This window comes from Burkholderia sp. B10, from assembly GCF_004368385.1.
Taxonomy (GTDB): Bacteria; Pseudomonadota; Gammaproteobacteria; order Burkholderiales; family Burkholderiaceae; genus Burkholderia; species Burkholderia vietnamiensis.
The window spans coordinates 1-14,277 of sequence record NZ_PQMX01000018.1; the positions used below are offsets into that span (position 1 = coordinate 1).

14 protein-coding genes are annotated in these 14,277 nt (G+C 68.6%); 9 read left to right on the plus strand and 5 right to left on the minus strand.

Going from position 1 to position 14,277, the window contains the following annotated elements; translation table 11 throughout:
• The first annotated feature begins 242 nt into the window (after positions 1-242).
• Positions 243-923, plus strand: a complete 681-nt coding sequence (locus tag C3Y15_RS11755) for a phosphoribosyltransferase family protein (protein ID WP_080957807.1) — start codon at positions 243-245, stop codon at positions 921-923.
• On the opposite strand, the gene phaZ is transcribed toward C3Y15_RS11755, so the two are convergent.
• A complete protein-coding gene (phaZ, locus tag C3Y15_RS11760) occupies positions 910-2,133 on the minus strand; it encodes a polyhydroxyalkanoate depolymerase (protein WP_059734058.1) in 1,224 nt (407 codons plus the stop codon). The two genes, C3Y15_RS11755 and phaZ, sit on opposite strands and share 14 nt — an antisense overlap.
• A 180-nt stretch (positions 2,134-2,313) precedes the next feature.
• On the opposite strand from phaZ, the gene C3Y15_RS11765 reads away from it, so the two are divergent.
• Both C3Y15_RS11765 and C3Y15_RS11770 read left to right on the plus strand, forming a co-directional pair.
• Positions 2,314-2,943, plus strand: coding sequence for a glutathione S-transferase (locus tag C3Y15_RS11765; protein WP_069246200.1), 630 nt, complete (start codon positions 2,314-2,316; stop codon positions 2,941-2,943).
• Positions 2,944-3,311: 368 nt separating this feature from the next.
• Complete coding sequence (locus C3Y15_RS11770) at positions 3,312-3,518, plus strand: hypothetical protein (RefSeq protein ID WP_014722807.1); 207 nt, start codon at positions 3,312-3,314, stop codon at positions 3,516-3,518.
• A 127-nt stretch (positions 3,519-3,645) separates the two neighbouring features.
• Here the strand turns inward: C3Y15_RS11770 and proP are convergent, their stop codons facing one another.
• Positions 3,646-5,130, minus strand: coding sequence for a glycine betaine/L-proline transporter ProP (proP, locus tag C3Y15_RS11775; RefSeq protein ID WP_011884265.1), 1,485 nt, complete (start codon positions 5,128-5,130; stop codon positions 3,646-3,648).
• Positions 5,131-5,682: 552 nt separating this feature from the next.
• Here proP and C3Y15_RS11780 point away from each other — a divergent pair.
• Complete coding sequence (locus tag C3Y15_RS11780; RefSeq protein ID WP_059894796.1) at positions 5,683-6,015, plus strand: YnfA family protein; 333 nt, start codon at positions 5,683-5,685, stop codon at positions 6,013-6,015.
• Between the two features lie 34 nt (positions 6,016-6,049).
• Here the strand turns inward: C3Y15_RS11780 and dnaQ are convergent, their stop codons facing one another.
• The 3 genes from dnaQ to C3Y15_RS11795 are packed head-to-tail and all read right to left on the minus strand — an operon-like array spanning position 6,050 to position 8,075.
• Positions 6,050-6,784 (minus strand): DNA polymerase III subunit epsilon, encoded by a 735-nt coding sequence (dnaQ, locus tag C3Y15_RS11785; protein WP_011884267.1) that lies wholly within the window; start codon positions 6,782-6,784, stop codon positions 6,050-6,052.
• 38 nt (positions 6,785-6,822) lie between these two features.
• On the minus strand, positions 6,823-7,266 hold the full coding sequence (gene rnhA, locus C3Y15_RS11790) for a ribonuclease HI (protein ID WP_011884268.1): 444 nt from the start codon (positions 7,264-7,266) through the stop codon (positions 6,823-6,825).
• Positions 7,263-8,075 carry a class I SAM-dependent methyltransferase gene (locus C3Y15_RS11795; protein WP_011884269.1) on the minus strand — a complete coding sequence of 271 codons (813 nt, stop codon included), beginning with the start codon at positions 8,073-8,075 and terminating at the stop codon, positions 7,263-7,265. The genes rnhA and C3Y15_RS11795 overlap by 4 nt, the downstream gene beginning before the upstream one ends.
• A gap of 18 nt (positions 8,076-8,093) precedes the next feature.
• Here C3Y15_RS11795 and gloB point away from each other — a divergent pair, with 18 nt between their 5' ends.
• The 5 genes from gloB to leuE all read left to right on the plus strand — a co-directional run bounded on the left by gloB (position 8,094) and on the right by leuE (position 14,266).
• Positions 8,094-8,900 carry a hydroxyacylglutathione hydrolase gene (gene gloB, locus C3Y15_RS11800; RefSeq protein WP_011884270.1) on the plus strand — a complete coding sequence of 269 codons (807 nt, stop codon included), beginning with the start codon at positions 8,094-8,096 and terminating at the stop codon, positions 8,898-8,900.
• A 151-nt stretch (positions 8,901-9,051) separates the two neighbouring features.
• Positions 9,052-10,623: a transglycosylase SLT domain-containing protein gene (locus C3Y15_RS11805; RefSeq protein ID WP_011884271.1), complete on the plus strand. Its 1,572-nt coding sequence runs from the start codon at positions 9,052-9,054 to the stop codon at positions 10,621-10,623.
• A 178-nt stretch (positions 10,624-10,801) separates the two neighbouring features.
• Complete coding sequence (locus C3Y15_RS11810; RefSeq protein ID WP_045579269.1) at positions 10,802-12,034, plus strand: MFS transporter; 1,233 nt, start codon at positions 10,802-10,804, stop codon at positions 12,032-12,034.
• Between the two features lie 359 nt (positions 12,035-12,393).
• Positions 12,394-13,539, plus strand: a complete 1,146-nt coding sequence (gene carA, locus C3Y15_RS11820; RefSeq protein ID WP_011884273.1) for a glutamine-hydrolyzing carbamoyl-phosphate synthase small subunit — start codon at positions 12,394-12,396, stop codon at positions 13,537-13,539.
• A gap of 46 nt (positions 13,540-13,585) precedes the next feature.
• On the plus strand, positions 13,586-14,266 hold the full coding sequence (gene leuE, locus C3Y15_RS11825) for a leucine efflux protein LeuE (protein ID WP_059462292.1): 681 nt from the start codon (positions 13,586-13,588) through the stop codon (positions 14,264-14,266).
• Positions 14,267-14,277: the final 11 nt, after the last annotated feature.

Below are 14,277 nucleotides of genomic sequence, written 5' to 3' on the forward strand. Positions count from 1 at the left end.
GTTCTGTGCCGCGTTGGTCTACCGCCCAACTTTCGCGCGACGCTCTTCGTCGCGTTCCCTGCGGGCGGTGCCCGATACGCCGGTATGACCCCGCTTGCATCGGCGTCAGCGATGAACCATGCTCGTTGAACGGGCGCAGGTGCGGCTCGGCATCGATCGCGGTAGCGCGTACCGCATGTCCCGCATCTTTCATCACGCATCCCGCCCCGAAGCCCCGAAGCCCACAACCGCGTCGCGACAGCATGGCCCCGAACCTGCCCGAATGTTTCACCGATCGCGCCGACGCCGGGCGCCGGCTCGCGCATGCGCTCCACGGCTATGCGGACCGTCGCGACGTCGTCGTCCTCGCGCTGCCGCGCGGCGGTGTGCCGGTGGCGTTCCCCGTCGCGCAGGCGCTGCGCGCGCCGCTCGACCTGCTGATCGTGCGCAAGCTCGGCATGCCGTCCGATCCGGAGCTCGCGATCGGCGCGCTCGCGACGGGCGGCGCGATTCATCTGCGGCATGCGGCGATTCGCGCGATGGGCGTGACGCGCGACCAACTGGCCGACGTGATCGCGCGCGAAACCGCCGAGCTGCAGCGCCGCGACGCGCTGTATCGCGGCGCGCGGCCGCCGCTGCCGGTCGAAGGGCATGTCGTGATCGTCGTCGACGACGGTGTCGCGACCGGCGCCTCGATGCGCGTCGCGCTACAGGCACTGCGCGCGCGCCGTCCCGCGCGCATCGTGGCTGCCGTGCCCGTCGCGCCGGCCGGTGCCGCGCATATGTTCGACGACGTGGCCGACGCGTTCGTCACGGTGTTGCAGCCCGCGCGGTTCTTCGGCATCGGCCAGTTCTATGCGGATTTCGACCAGGTCGGCGACGACGAAGTGCGCGCGCTGCTCGACGCGGCACGCGTCCGGCACGACGGGATCAGCCCCGCCTGATGCGGCGCCGGCGCGGCCGCGGGCGTTCGGCTTCGGCCTGCGCGAACATCCGCTGCAGCGCCGGGTGGACGTCGGCGTGCCAATGGTCGCCAGTGAAGAGGCCGTAGTGATCGCACTCGTCGACATCGACGCGATGACGCTCGCCGGCCGTCAGTCCGCGACACATGTCGAGCGCCGCATGGGTCTGCCCGGCGCCGGTGACCGCGTCGCAGCGGCCTTCGACGGTCAGCAGCATGACGCCGCGCAGCGCGGCCGGCTCGACGCGCCGGCCGCCCACGTCCCACGTGCCGTTGGCGAGGCACATCCGCTGGAACACGATGTCGACGGTATCCAGAAAATACTCGGCCGGCATGTCGAGCAGCGCCGTGTACTCGCGCAGGGCGCGCCGTGCGTCGGCCAGCGCCGCCATGTCGACGCGCGATGCGGCGCGCGCGTAGTTTTCGATCAACGACATGAAACGCTGCGGATACAGCAGCGCGATTTCGCCCTGCTGAAGATAGGTCGGGAACACGTGACGGCCGTGGCCGGGGAAGCATGGCGGCACGATATCGATCAGATGACGGCGGCACCACGCGAGCGAATGCGACGCGGCCGTCGTGCCGAGCGCGCTGGGATTGACGCGCGCGTCGATTGGGCCGCCGATCAGCGTGATGCTCGCGGGCGGCGGCAGGCCGCGCGCGGCGCGCAGCGCGAGCGCGCCGAGCGCGGGCACCGTCGCCTGGCATACGGCGACGACGTGCAGCGGCCGAGCGTCGCTCGCGAGCGCGTCGACGAAGCCGTCGAGCGTCGCCACGTACTCGTCGAGTCCGAAGCGGCCCGCGGCGAGCGGGACGTCGCGCGCATTGACCCAGTCGGTCACGCAGACGTCGCCGTCCGCGAGCAGCGCCTCGACGGTTTCGCGCATCATCACGGCCGCGTGCCCGGCGAGCGGCGCGCACAACAGCACGGTGCGGCGCGTGCCGGCTTGCGCGAAGCGTCGCAACTGGCAGAACGGCGTGTGCGCGACGATCCGCTCGTCGATGCCCGGCTCGCGCAGCTCGAAGCGCGGCGGGCCGGCGGCCGGGCCGAGCAGCGGCTCGAACAGGTCGTCGTAACACGTGGACGCGCTGTGCGGCAGCGTCGCGGCCGGCCACACGTCGAACGCGTGACGCGTCGCCGCGCGCCAGGCGCGCATCCATTCCCGCTGCTGTTCGACGACGGCGTACCACATGGGAGACCTTGACGCGGAAGGGGCGTGAATCTGCATTATGGTCATTCCGGACGCGCCGCGGGTGTCCGATGCGTGACCGGGTGACGCGCATCAATCGCGCGAGGGGCCGCGCGTCGCTAGGCGGCCGCCTGCGTCGCTGCTACAGTCGATGGCCCTGGTTTGTCACTTGGAGCGTTTGCAATGAAGCTGATCGGTATGCTGGATTCCCCGTTCGTGCGCCGTGTCGCCATTTCGGCGAAGCTGCTGGACCTGCCGTTCGAGCACGAGTCGGTTTCGGTGTTTCGCCATTTCGACCGGTTCCGCGAGATCAATCCGGTCGTGAAGGCGCCGACGCTCGTGACCGACGATGGAGTCACGCTGATCGATTCCTCGCTGATCGTCGACTACCTCGACCATCTCGTCGCGCCGGAGCGGCGCCTGTTGCCCGAGGCCGTTGACGCGCGGTTGCGCGCGCTCGTGCCGGTCGGCTTCGCGCTGGCCGCGGCCGAGAAGACGGTGCAGGTCATCTACGAACAGGCGCTGCGGCCGGCCGACAAGCAGCACGCGCCGTGGCTCGAGCGCGTGCTGGGCCAGCTCGAGGCCGCGTACGGCGAACTCGAGCCGCTGGTGGCGGCCGCCAACGGCTGGCTCGGCGGCGCGCGGCTGCTGCAGTCCGACGTGACGGTGGCCGTCGCGTGGCGCTTCACGCAGTTCATGATCGCCGAATATGCGCCGCTCGCGCGGATCGAGCCGGCCCGTTATCCGGCGCTCGCCGCGCATTCGGCGCGGGCCGAGCAGCTTCCCGCCTTCGTCGAAACGCCGCTCGATTGAGCGCGGCGGCGCATCGCGCCGATATGCGAGCGAGCGCGGGGAACGCTCTGCGATCCGCTTGAGCCGCGCCGTGTCGCTTCGTGCTTCGTGCTTCGCGGTGCGGGCGTCCCGCACGGCCCGACGGCGCAGTTCGCCGATGGCCGTGCGATAGCCCCACGCACGTTGGTCCGACCCACGGCGCGGCTACCCGGCGCGTTCGCGCAACCCCGACACAGCCGCCCCCACAGGCCCCCGGACGACGCCGTCAGCCGCACCAGCCAAGGGCGTGGCCGATTGTTCACCGGCGGCAACAAGTGACTTCGCAAATGTGCCGTTTATCGGGATCAGGGTGATCCCTAGAATTCACTCCATCGAATATGCGTTGTCTGATGGAGCCGAAGATGAGAGCCCTGATCGAATCGAGCCTGTACCACCCGTCCGTCGTGTTGCCGCTCGCCGCGCTGACGCAGCTGATGGTCGAGCGCGATTTCAATCTCGGCCAGGTCGGCCTGATCGTCGCGGCGCGCGGTGCCCAGGCTGCCGTGTCGCGCTCGCGTGCGCTGATCTTCTGCCGCGAATGCGAAGCGCACGCCTGAACGCCGCTTCGGCGAACGAATAAAGGAACGCCCGGCCGGCAGGCGCCGGTCGGGCGAATCGGAGTAGATCTGGCCCCGGCTATTGCCGGGGTTTTTATTGGGCGCTCATTGGGCGCTTGTTGAGCACTCAGGCGCGTGCGGCCGACACGACGCCGTAGATTTCGGCTTCGTCCTCGTCGCGCAGCTGGCGCACCAGCTGGTGTGCTTCGCGGTGCGTCGCGACGGCCGGCGGCGAGCCCTTGAGCGGCTGACGCGCGGTCTCGGCGAGCGCGACGACCGACACGATGCCGATCACGGCGGCGCCCATCATGTAATAGGCGGGCATCATCAGGTTTTGCGTCACGTCGACGAGCCAGGCCGTCACCAGCGGCGTCGTGCCGCCGAACAGCGACACCGACACGTTGAAGCCGATCGCGAGCGCGCCGTAGCGGATCTCCGTCGGGAACAGCGCGGGCAGCGCCGACGGCATCACGCCGGTGAAGCACGACAGCAGCACGCCGAGGATCAGCAGGCCGCCGAACACCGACGCGGTGGTGCCCGCATGGATCAGCATCATCGACGGGATCGACAGCGCGAGCAGGCCCACGCAGCCGGCCAGCATGACCGGCTTGCGGCCGATGCGGTCCGACAGGCGGCCGGCCGCGAGCGTGAGCGGCATCATCAGCACCATCACGATCAGCACCAGCACGAGGCTGTGCGACTCGTCGAAGTGCAGCGTGGACGACATGAAGCTCGGCAGGTACGACAGCACCATGTAATCGGTCACGTTGAAGATCAGCACGAGGCCGACGCAGAGCAGGAGCGCGCGCCAGTTGGCGAACAGCGTTTCGCGAAAGCGCGTCTTCGGCACGGCCTTGTCCTGCGCTTCGCGCGCTTCGGCCTGACGCTTGAACGCCGGCGTCTCCTCGAGCTTCATCCGGATGTACAGCCCGATCAGGCCGAGCGGCCCTGCGATCAGGAACGGCACGCGCCAGCCCCACGACAGCAGCGCGTCCTCCGACAGCGACGCGGTCAGCAGCGCGACGACGCCGGCGCCCATCACATAGCCGATCAGCGTGCCGAACTCGAGGAAGCTGCCCATGAAGCCGCGGCGCTTGTCGGTCGAGAACTCGGCGATGAAGGTGGCGGCGCCGCCGTATTCGCCGCCGGTCGAGAAGCCCTGCACGAGGCGGGCGACGAGCAGCAGCACGGGCGCCATGATGCCGATCGACGCGTAGCTGGGGATCAGGCCGATCGCGAAGGTGCCGACGGCCATCATGATCATGGTGGCGGCGAGCACGCGCTGGCGGCCGATGCGGTCGCCGAGCGGGCCGAACACCATGCCGCCGAGCGGACGCACGACGAACGCGGCCGCGAACGTGCCGAAGGTGGCGAGCAGCTGCGCGGACGGGCTGCTCGACGGGAAGAACACCTTGCCGAGCGTGACGGCGATGTAGCTGTAGACGCCGAAGTCGAACCATTCCATCGCATTGCCGATGGCCATTGCGCTGACGGCGCGCTTGAGCAGGCTCTGGTCGACGACGGTGATGTCGTCCGCGGCGAGCGGGGCCTCGCCGGACGACGGGGAAGGGGAAGCAGCGATCGGGCTGACGTGTGTTGCGGTCAAGGTCATGCACTCCTTTGACTGCGCCGGAACGGATGGCCGTCCGACACGGTTTGCCGGCAAGCGCGAGGTCGTGTGCAGCGCGTCGGGGCAGGCCTTTGAGCACTTACTGCGCGAATGGCGGTAAAGAGCCGCAAGGGACTGCTTCGACGCGGGCCCGATGGGCCGCCGCGACGGTGCGCTCATGAAGAATGGGCCGCGTGATGCAGGCGGCGGATACCGGTGCGGACGAAAGTCCGGCGCTCCGGCAAGTGCCCCGGAAGGGCAACGAAACGAGAAAAGCGGGCCTGTCGGGCGGGCTTTCCTGTGGATGCAATGTCGATCGAAGCGCCGGCCTGCAGGCGCGGGCGGCATTCGATCGAGATCGAAAAAGAAAGAGATTCGAGGTTGAAACAGGCGACATGATAGCACGATGACAGACGATCGTGCAAATTGCTCGGAGTCGCCCGTCCCGCGGCGGTTCCGGCGCGGCTCGCGCGGGTATGATGGGCCGCGCCGGGCATGCCGTCGCGGGACCCTCGCGGACCCTGCGCGACGGACGCTCATTCCAAGAGGAACCGGATGACCGAACTGATCAGGATCGCGGCATTGTTCGCCGTTACCGCGGTGGCCGAAATCGTGGGCTGCTACCTGCCGTGGCTCGTGCTGAAAGGCGGGCGGCCCGTGTGGCTGCTGGTGCCGGCAGCGCTGTCGCTGGCGCTGTTCGCGTGGCTCTTGACGCTGCATCCGAGCGCGGCGGGGCGCACCTACGCGGCGTATGGCGGCGTGTACATCGGCGTGGCGCTGCTGTGGCTGCGGGTCGTCGACGGCGTCGCGCTGACCCGCTGGGACGCGGCCGGCGCGGCGCTCGCGCTCGGCGGGATGGCGATGATCGCGCTGCAGCCGCGCACGTAGGCGCGGGTGCAGTGCAGCGGAGCGGTCGGATGCGTCAGGCCGCTTCGACGGCGTCCACTTCGGCGGACGTGCGCCAGACGCAGGTGCCCTTGACCGACTTGTCCAACTCGTCGAGCTGCGCCTGGTGCGCGGCGAGCTCGTCGTCGCTGGCGGCGACGACCGGCAGGTCGAGCGACGCGAGCGAGATGCGCTGGCCGTTCGCCGTGCCGCCGTCGGCGCCTGCGTCGTCGAGCATGTCGATCACGAGGCTGTCCTGGCCGCGCGTCATCGCGAGATAGACCTCGGCGAGCAGCTCCGAGTCGAGCAGTGCGCCGTGCAGCGTGCGGTGCGCGTTGCTGATGCCGAACCGGTCGCACAGTGCGTCGAGCGAGTTGCGCTTGCCGGGGAACATCTGCTTGGCCTCGGCCAGCGTGTCGATCACGCCGTCGCAATGCTCGATGAACGGCGGCAGGCCGAGCCGCGCGAATTCGGCGTCGAGGAACCCGAGGTCGAACGGTGCGTTGTGGATGATCAGCTCCGCGCCCTTCACGAAGTCGCGGATCTGGTCGGCGACTTCCGCGAACTTCGGCTTGTCGCTCAGAAACTCGGTGGTCAGCCCGTGCACGGCCAGCGCGCCCGGATCGCTGTCGCGCTCGGGGTTCACGTAGATGTGCAGGTTGTTGCCGGTGAGCCGCCGGTTCAGCAGCTCCACGCAGCCGATTTCGATCAGGCGATCGCCCGAGCGGGGATTGAGGCCGGTGGTTTCGGTATCGAGAATGATCTGGCGCATGTCGGATAAATCGGGAAAGACGGTAGGGCGGCCGGCGTTCAGGCCGCGAGGGATTCGACGCCGCGATTCGCGAGCGCGTCAGCGCGTTCGTTTTCGGGATGGCCCGCGTGGCCTTTCACCCAGCGCCACTCGATCTCGTGCTGCGCGACGAGCGCGTCGAGCCGCTTCCAGAGATCGGCGTTCTTCACCGGGGTCTTGGCCGCGGTGACCCAGCCCTTTTTCTTCCAGCCGTGGATCCACTCGCTGATGCCTTTCTGCACGTACTGCGAGTCGGTATGGACGATCACGCGGCACGGGCGCTTCAGCGCCTCGAGCGCGGCGATCACGCCCATCAGCTCCATCCGGTTGTTGGTCGTGTTCGGCTCGCCGCCGAACAGCTCCTTTTCGCGGTCGCCGTAGCGCAGCAGTGCGCCCCAGCCGCCGGGGCCGGGGTTGCCCTTGCAGGCGCCGTCGGTATAGATGTCGATGGTGTCGATGGTCATGAATGTTCTTGATGGGTGGTCGGGGTGGCCGCCGGCGTGAGGCCCGGCGCGAGCACCGGCTTTTTCATCTTGATCGGGCCGATCAGGCGCATGCCGCGCACGCGCTTGACGGCCGTGACCATGTAGACGGCGCCGAAGATCGGCCACCAGCGGTCGCCGGCGGCTTCCATGAAGCCGTAGCGGGCCAGCCACTTGTCGGTGACGAGCGGCGGCCGGTAGCAGCCGAAGCGGCCGCGCTCGAGATCGAAGCCGAGCAGCTTGATCCAGTCCTTGAGCCGAATGAACGCGATCTGGTCGCGCGCGGCCGGCACGAACGGGCGGTTCGCCATGCGCCCGAACGATTGCCGCATGCCCCACAGGCTCAGTGAGTTGAAGCCGGTGATCACGAGCTGCCCTTCGGGCATCAGCACGCGTTCGGCCTCGCGCAGCAGCCGGTGCGGGTCGGACGTGAACTCGAGCGTGTGCGGCATCACGATCAGGTCGACGCTCTGCGACTCGAACGGCAGGTCGAGCAGGTCGCACCACGTGGTGCTGCGCTCGGCCGGCGCATGCTCGGGGGCGGATGCCTCGCGCGCCCACGGATACTGGTAGGGCGCGCTCGCGCCGCTGGCGGGATCGAGCACGAGGCCGCGATACGGCATGCGGTTCTCGCGCAAGGCATCGAGCTGCGGCAGCCCGAGCTGCAGCGCGTGAAACCCGAACACGTCGGACACGATCCGGTCGAGCTGCGCCTGCTCCCAGCCCAGCACGTAGCGGCCGGGCGGCGAGTCGGTCCAGGCGGGCCAGTCTATAATTTGAGGATCGGACATAACGATGATTGCGTGCCCATGAACGAGCTGGAATACGTGCCGGTGCCGGCATTCGAAGACAACTACATCTGGCTCGTGTCGGACGGCCGCGATGCGATCGCCGTCGATCCGGGTGAAGCCGCGCCGGTACGCCGCGTTCTGGCGGAACGCGGCTGGCGGTTGACCGCTATTCTACTCACCCACCATCACGCCGACCATGTCGGCGGTGTCGCCGCCCTGCGCGATAGCCAGCCGGACGATGCGCCGCTCGTCGTATACGGCCCGGCCGCCGAGGCGATCGGCGTCGTGACGCGGCCGCTGGCCGGCGGCGCTCGCGTGACGCTCGACGCGCCGGCGCTCGCGTTCGACGTGCTCGACGTGCCGGGTCACACGCGCGGCCACATCGCGTATTTCCAGGCGGCCGGCCACGGCGCCGCCATCCCTCACGTGTTTTGCGGCGACACGCTGTTCTCGTGCGGCTGCGGCCGCCTGTTCGAAGGCACGCCCGCGCAGATGCTCGCGTCGCTGGATGCGCTCGCGGCGCTGCCCGGCGACACGCGCGTGCATTGTGCACACGAATACACGCTGTCGAACATCCGCTTCGCGCTCGCGTGCGAGCCCGGCAATGCGGCGCTCGCCGCGTGGCGCGACGACGCGCAGGCGCTGCGCGCGCGCGGGATGCCGACGCTGCCGACCACGATCGCGCACGAGCGCGCGGTGAACCCGTTCCTGCGCGCGGACAGCGCGGCGATCCACGCGACGCTCGAGGCCGAGTTGCACGAAACGGTGCCCGACCGGTTGGCGGCATTCACGCTGATGCGCGAATGGAAAAACCGCTTCCGATGACGCAATCGGGAGGACTCCGTACCTCAGGCGCTACCTGTAAAAATTGCCCCAAACGTAGGATTTCGCTGAGTTTTCGGTGTTTTTATTGACGTGAAGCACGCACTTCCGTAGTATCGCCTGCAATTTCCAGCCGTCGGAAGCCGAGATTTTCATGCGACTTATATTGAGTGCGATGGTGGTCCTGCTGCTCGCCGCATGCGCGAGCCAGGGTCCTGTCGCCAACAACGCCGCCGATTCGCAGGCGGCGTCCAATTACCTCCGTAAATCAGCCACCGCGAAAGAAACCGTCGACGTCGACAAGCAGTCCGTCGGCGATCTGACCAGTGCGGATTCCGACCTGTGGGCGCGCATTCGCCGCGGCTTCCAGATGCCGGACCTGCAGAGCGACCTCGTCGACATGCAGACGACCTGGTACACGCAGCGTCCCGATTACGTGCAGCGCATGACCGAGCGCTCGCAGAAATATCTGTATCACATCGTCGAGGAACTTGAGGCGCGCCACATGCCGACCGAGCTCGCGCTGCTGCCGTTCATCGAATCCGCCTACAACCCGCAGGCGCTGTCGGTCGCGAAGGCGGCCGGCATGTGGCAGTTCATGCCGGGCACGGGCCGCACGTACAACCTGAAGCGCAACATGTGGCAGGACGAGCGCCGCGACGTGCTGGCGTCGACGAGCGCCGCGCTCGATTACCTGTCGCGCCTGCACGACATGTTCGGCGACTGGTATCTGGCGTTGGCCGCATACAACTGGGGCGAGGGCAACGTGCAGCGCGCGATCGCGCGCAACCAGGCGGCCGGCCTGCCGACCGATTACCAGAACCTGCGGATGCCGAACGAGACGCGCAACTACGTGCCGAAGCTGCAGGCGGTGAAGAACATTATCGCCAATCCGCAGCAATTCGGTTTGGCGCTGCCGGACATCCCGAACCACCCGTACTTCGTGACCGTCACCACGTCGCGCGACATCGACGTGGCGGTGGCCGCCAAGCTCGCCAATCTGTCGCTCGACGAATTTCGCTCGCTGAACCCGTCGTTCTCGAAGCCGGTCATTCTCGGCGCGACCGAGCCGCAGATCCTGCTGCCGTTCGACAACGCGGCGGCGTTCGAGAAGAGCCTGAAGGCGTACAACGGTCAGCTGTCGTCGTGGACCACCTATACGGTCAGCGAACGCGCGCGGCCGGCTGCGATCGCCGAGAAGATCGGCGTCGACCCCGATACGCTGATGTCGGTCAACAAGATTCCGGCCGGCATGCGCCTGAAGCCGGGCTCGACGATCGTCGTGCCGCGCGGCGACGACGATGACGAGGACATCAGCGCCGACGTCGCCGAGAACGGCGTGCTGGCGATGGAACCCGACGTGCCCGACACGCGCAAGATGCTGATCCGCGTGCGCCGCAAGCAGTCGATGGCCGCGCTCGCGGGCCGCTACGGCGTGTCGGTCGGCCAGCTGAAGGCGTGGAACCGCACGCATCGCGACATCGCGATGCCGGGTCAGGCGCTGGTGCTGCACGTGCCGGTCGGCCGCGCGGTGCCGGCCGAGCCGGGCCCGGAGCGGATCGCGACGTCGGCGGCCGGTGCGCACATCGAGCGCGCGAGCCTGTCGGTGGGCGGCAAGTCGCGCGGCGGCAAGCATGCCGCGGCGAAGCCGGCTGCGCATGCGGCGAAGGCGGCGCCCGCGAAGGCAGCGCCGAAGGCCGCCGCGCACAAGGGCAAGAAGAAGTAACCCACGCGGCCGCGCGCGCAGCGCGCTGGCCGGGTCGGGCGGCGCGATTGCGCGACGATCCGACACGAAGCGACGCCGTCACCGAGGTGACGGCGTTTTCGTTTGTGCGCGGCGGCGGGCGGGCGCTTCGCGCGGCGACCCGCGGCAACCCGCGGCAACCGGTTGCGAGGAGAGGGCGATGTCGGCGGTGCAGATCAGGGTGCTCGCGCTGTTTGCGCTCGGCTATTTCGTGTCGTACGTGTTTCGCGGCGTCAATCTCGGCTTCGCGCCGTTCGTCACGCACGAGCTCGGGCTGTCGGCGGCCGATCTCGGGCTGCTCACCAGTCTCTATTTTCTCGGCTTCGCCGGCGCGCAGGTTCCGGCCGGCGTGCTGCTCGACCATTTCGGCCCGCGCCGCGTGGCGGCCGGGATGTTGCTGTTCGCGGCCGCCGGCGCGGCCGTGTTCGGCACAGCGCATGGTCTGGGTACGATGATGGTCGGCCGGCTGCTGATCGGCGTCGGCGTGTCGGTGTGTCTCGGTGCGGCCTTCAAGGCGCTCGCGCAGCATTTCCCGGTCAGCCGGCTGCCGCTCGTCAACGGGCTCGTGATGGCCGTCGGCGGCCTCGGCGGCGTCGCGGTGGGTTCGCCGCTCACCTGGCTGCTCGGTCTGACGAGCTGGCGCGCGATCTGCGGCGGGCTCGCGGCGCTGACGCTCGTCGTCGCGGCCGCGATCGGCTGCGGCGCACCCGAGACCGCGCAGCCGCGCCACCAGGGCGGGCTCGTCAGCCAGTTCAAGGGCACGTGGCACATCCTCGCCAGTCGCGCGTTCTGGAAGATCTCGTCGTTCTCGATCGTCACGCAGGGCGTGTTCTACGCGATGCAGTCGCTGTGGGTCGGCCCGTATCTGCGCGATGTCGGGGGATTCGACGCGCAGCACGCGGCGCGGCTGGTGTCGGTGCTGGGCTTCGCGATGATGGCGGGGTGTGTCGGCTTCGGCGCGGCGGCGCGCGCGCTCGAGCGACGCGGCGTGTCGGTCCATGCGTTCTGCAGTGTCGGGATGGCGCTGTTCGTGGCGACGCAGGTCGCGATCGTCGCGCGTGCACCGCTGCCGCCCGCGCTGTTGTGGGCCGCCTACGGGATGTTCGGCGGCGTCGGCATCCTGACCTATGCGGTGCTCGCCGCCCATTTCCCCGCGCATCTGATCGGCCGCGCGAATACGACGCTCACGCTCGCCATCTTCGTGCTGATCTTTACGTTCCAGATCGGGATCGGTGTCGTGCTGTCGCGCTGGCCGGCAACCGACGGCCATTATCCGGCGAGCGCGCATGCGACGGCGTGGGGCGTGCTGCTCGCGCTGCAGCTCGCGAGCGCGGCGTGGTCCGCATGGCCCGCGCGCAGTGCTGGCAAGCGGGCCGATCCGGCAGTACGCTGAAGGGTGATGCGGCGGCGCAAACGGGGCCGCAGCAGCGGAGGCCACGGGCCGGCGATGGATGCGGCACGCGGCGCGCACGATCGGGCGCCCATGCCGATTGAAAATTAGGCCATTTTCGGACTATAATTTGAAAGTTTGTGCTGATCAACCTCGCACCCTAGCGCCTACCTCATTCACCCCGTTCATCCGCCGCACGCCGCCTGTCGGGCGATGCCGCGAAGCCTCGTGCGCGCTGCGCCGGCTTCGCGTGTCGACCACCCAGGGGCGTCAAGCCAGCGACCGACGCGCGTCCACGCAGCGCGGCGCTCGCGCGGCCGGGTAGACAGGTCGGCAGCAGGGTGTTCCCCAAGGAGCCTCCCGTGTTGCCGTCTTTTTCCCCCGCCTTGCTTGCACTCGCCGACGGCACGGTCTTTCGTGGTTATTCGATCGGGGCCGAAGGCCATACGATCGGTGAAGTCGTGTTCAACACCGCGATTACCGGCTATCAGGAAATCCTGACTGATCCGAGTTACGCGCGCCAGATCGTCACGCTTACCTACCCGCATATCGGCAACGTCGGCGTCAACGCCGAAGACGTCGAAGCCACGAAAGTCCATGCCGCCGGGCTGATCATCCGCGATCTGCCGACGCTCGCCTCGAACTTCCGCAAGGAGCGCACGCTCGGCGATTACCTGCGCGACGAAGGCGTCGTCGCGATCGCCGGCATCGATACGCGCAAGCTGACGCGCATCCTGCGCGACAAGGGCGCGCAGAACGGCTGCATCCTCGCCGGCTCGGACGACGAAGCAAAGGCCGTCGAACTCGCGCGCTCGTTCCCCGGCCTGGCCGGCATGGACCTCGCGAAGGTCGTGTCGACCGCCAAGCCGTTCGAATGGAAGCAGACCGAATGGCGTCTCGGCAGCGGCTACGGCATGCAGCAGGCGCCGAAGTACCGCGTGGTCGCCTATGACTTCGGCGTCAAGTACAACATCCTGCGCATGCTCGCCGAGCGCGGCTGCCACGTGACGGTGCTGCCGGCCCAGGCGAGCGCCGCCGACGCACTCGCGCTGAATCCGGACGGCATCTTCCTGTCGAACGGCCCCGGCGATCCGGAGCCGTGCGACTACGCGATCGCGGCGGCCAGGGAATTCATCGAGCGCGGCGTGCCGACCTTCGGCATCTGCCTCGGCCATCAGATCATGGGCCTCGCGGTCGGCGCGAAGACGCTGAAGATGAAGACGGGCCACCACGGCGCGAACCACCCGGTGAAGGATCTCGGCGACGGTCGCGTGGTGATCACGTCGCAGAACCACGGCTTCGCGGTCGATGCGGATTCGCTGCCCGCGAACGCGCGCGTGACCCACGTGTCGCTGTTCGACGGCACGCTGCAGGGCTTCGAGCTGACCGACAAGCCGGCGTTCTGCTTCCAGGGCCACCCGGAAGCGTCGCCCGGCCCGCACGACATCGCGTACCTGTTCGACCGTTTCACCGCACTGATGGACGCGGCGAAGCAGCGCAGCGCCTGACGCGATAGAAGCAACCGAAGCAAACGAAGAACGGGAGAGTCGCATCATGTTCGGCCACGCACTCGGCATCACCGATATCTGGACCTACGTGTTCGGCGTGGTGTTCATCATCCTGCTGCCGGGGCCGAACTCGATGTACGTGCTGTCGCTCGCCGCGCAGCGCGGCGTGAAGGCCGGCTATCGCGCGGCCTGCGGCGTGTTCGTCGGCGACACGGTCCTGATGGTGCTGTCGGCCGCCGGCGTCGCGTCGCTGCTGAAGGCGAACCCGCTGCTGTTCTCGGTCGTCAAGTACGGCGGCGCCGCGTATCTGCTGTACATCGGCGCCGGGATGCTGCGCAGCGCGTGGCGTAAGCTGCGCGCGGGCGCGGACGCCGCGGCCGACACGACCGACGCGCCGCAGCCGCCCGCCGGCGAGCGCTCGTTCGACACGCCGTTTCGCAAGGCGCTGGTCGTGAGCCTGCTGAACCCGAAGGCGATCCTGTTCTTCATCTCGTTCTTCATCCAGTTCGTCGACCCGGCATTCCCGCATCCCGCGCTGTCGTTCGTCGTGCTCGGGGCGATCGCGCAAAGCGCGAGCTTCCTGTACCTGAGCACGCTGATCTTCGCGGGCGCACGGCTCGCCGAGCATTTCCGCCGTCGCCGCAAGCTCGCGGCCGGCGCGGCGAGCAGCGTGGGCGGCCTGTTCATCGGTTTCTCGGTCAAGCTCGCGCTTGCCACCATGAGCTGAGCGCGGCCCGC

Coding starts and splice junctions, on each gene's coding strand:
- C3Y15_RS11805 (WP_011884271.1), top strand. CDS start 9,052: ATGCGACTTATATTGAGTGCGATGGTGGTCCTGCTGCTCGCCGCATGC.
- C3Y15_RS11755 (WP_080957807.1), top strand. CDS start 243: ATGGCCCCGAACCTGCCCGAATGTTTCACCGATCGCGCCGACGCCGGG.
- rnhA (WP_011884268.1), bottom strand. CDS start 7,266: ATGACCATCGACACCATCGACATCTATACCGACGGCGCCTGCAAGGGC.
- gloB (WP_011884270.1), top strand. CDS start 8,094: ATGAACGAGCTGGAATACGTGCCGGTGCCGGCATTCGAAGACAACTAC.
- C3Y15_RS11795 (WP_011884269.1), bottom strand. CDS start 8,075: ATGTCCGATCCTCAAATTATAGACTGGCCCGCCTGGACCGACTCGCCG.
- C3Y15_RS11770 (WP_014722807.1), top strand. CDS start 3,312: ATGGAGCCGAAGATGAGAGCCCTGATCGAATCGAGCCTGTACCACCCG.
- C3Y15_RS11810 (WP_045579269.1), top strand. CDS start 10,802: ATGTCGGCGGTGCAGATCAGGGTGCTCGCGCTGTTTGCGCTCGGCTAT.
- phaZ (WP_059734058.1), bottom strand. CDS start 2,133: ATGTGGTACGCCGTCGTCGAACAGCAGCGGGAATGGATGCGCGCCTGG.
- C3Y15_RS11780 (WP_059894796.1), top strand. CDS start 5,683: ATGACCGAACTGATCAGGATCGCGGCATTGTTCGCCGTTACCGCGGTG.
- C3Y15_RS11765 (WP_069246200.1), top strand. CDS start 2,314: ATGAAGCTGATCGGTATGCTGGATTCCCCGTTCGTGCGCCGTGTCGCC.
- dnaQ (WP_011884267.1), bottom strand. CDS start 6,784: ATGCGCCAGATCATTCTCGATACCGAAACCACCGGCCTCAATCCCCGC.
- proP (WP_011884265.1), bottom strand. CDS start 5,130: ATGACCTTGACCGCAACACACGTCAGCCCGATCGCTGCTTCCCCTTCC.
- leuE (WP_059462292.1), top strand. CDS start 13,586: ATGTTCGGCCACGCACTCGGCATCACCGATATCTGGACCTACGTGTTC.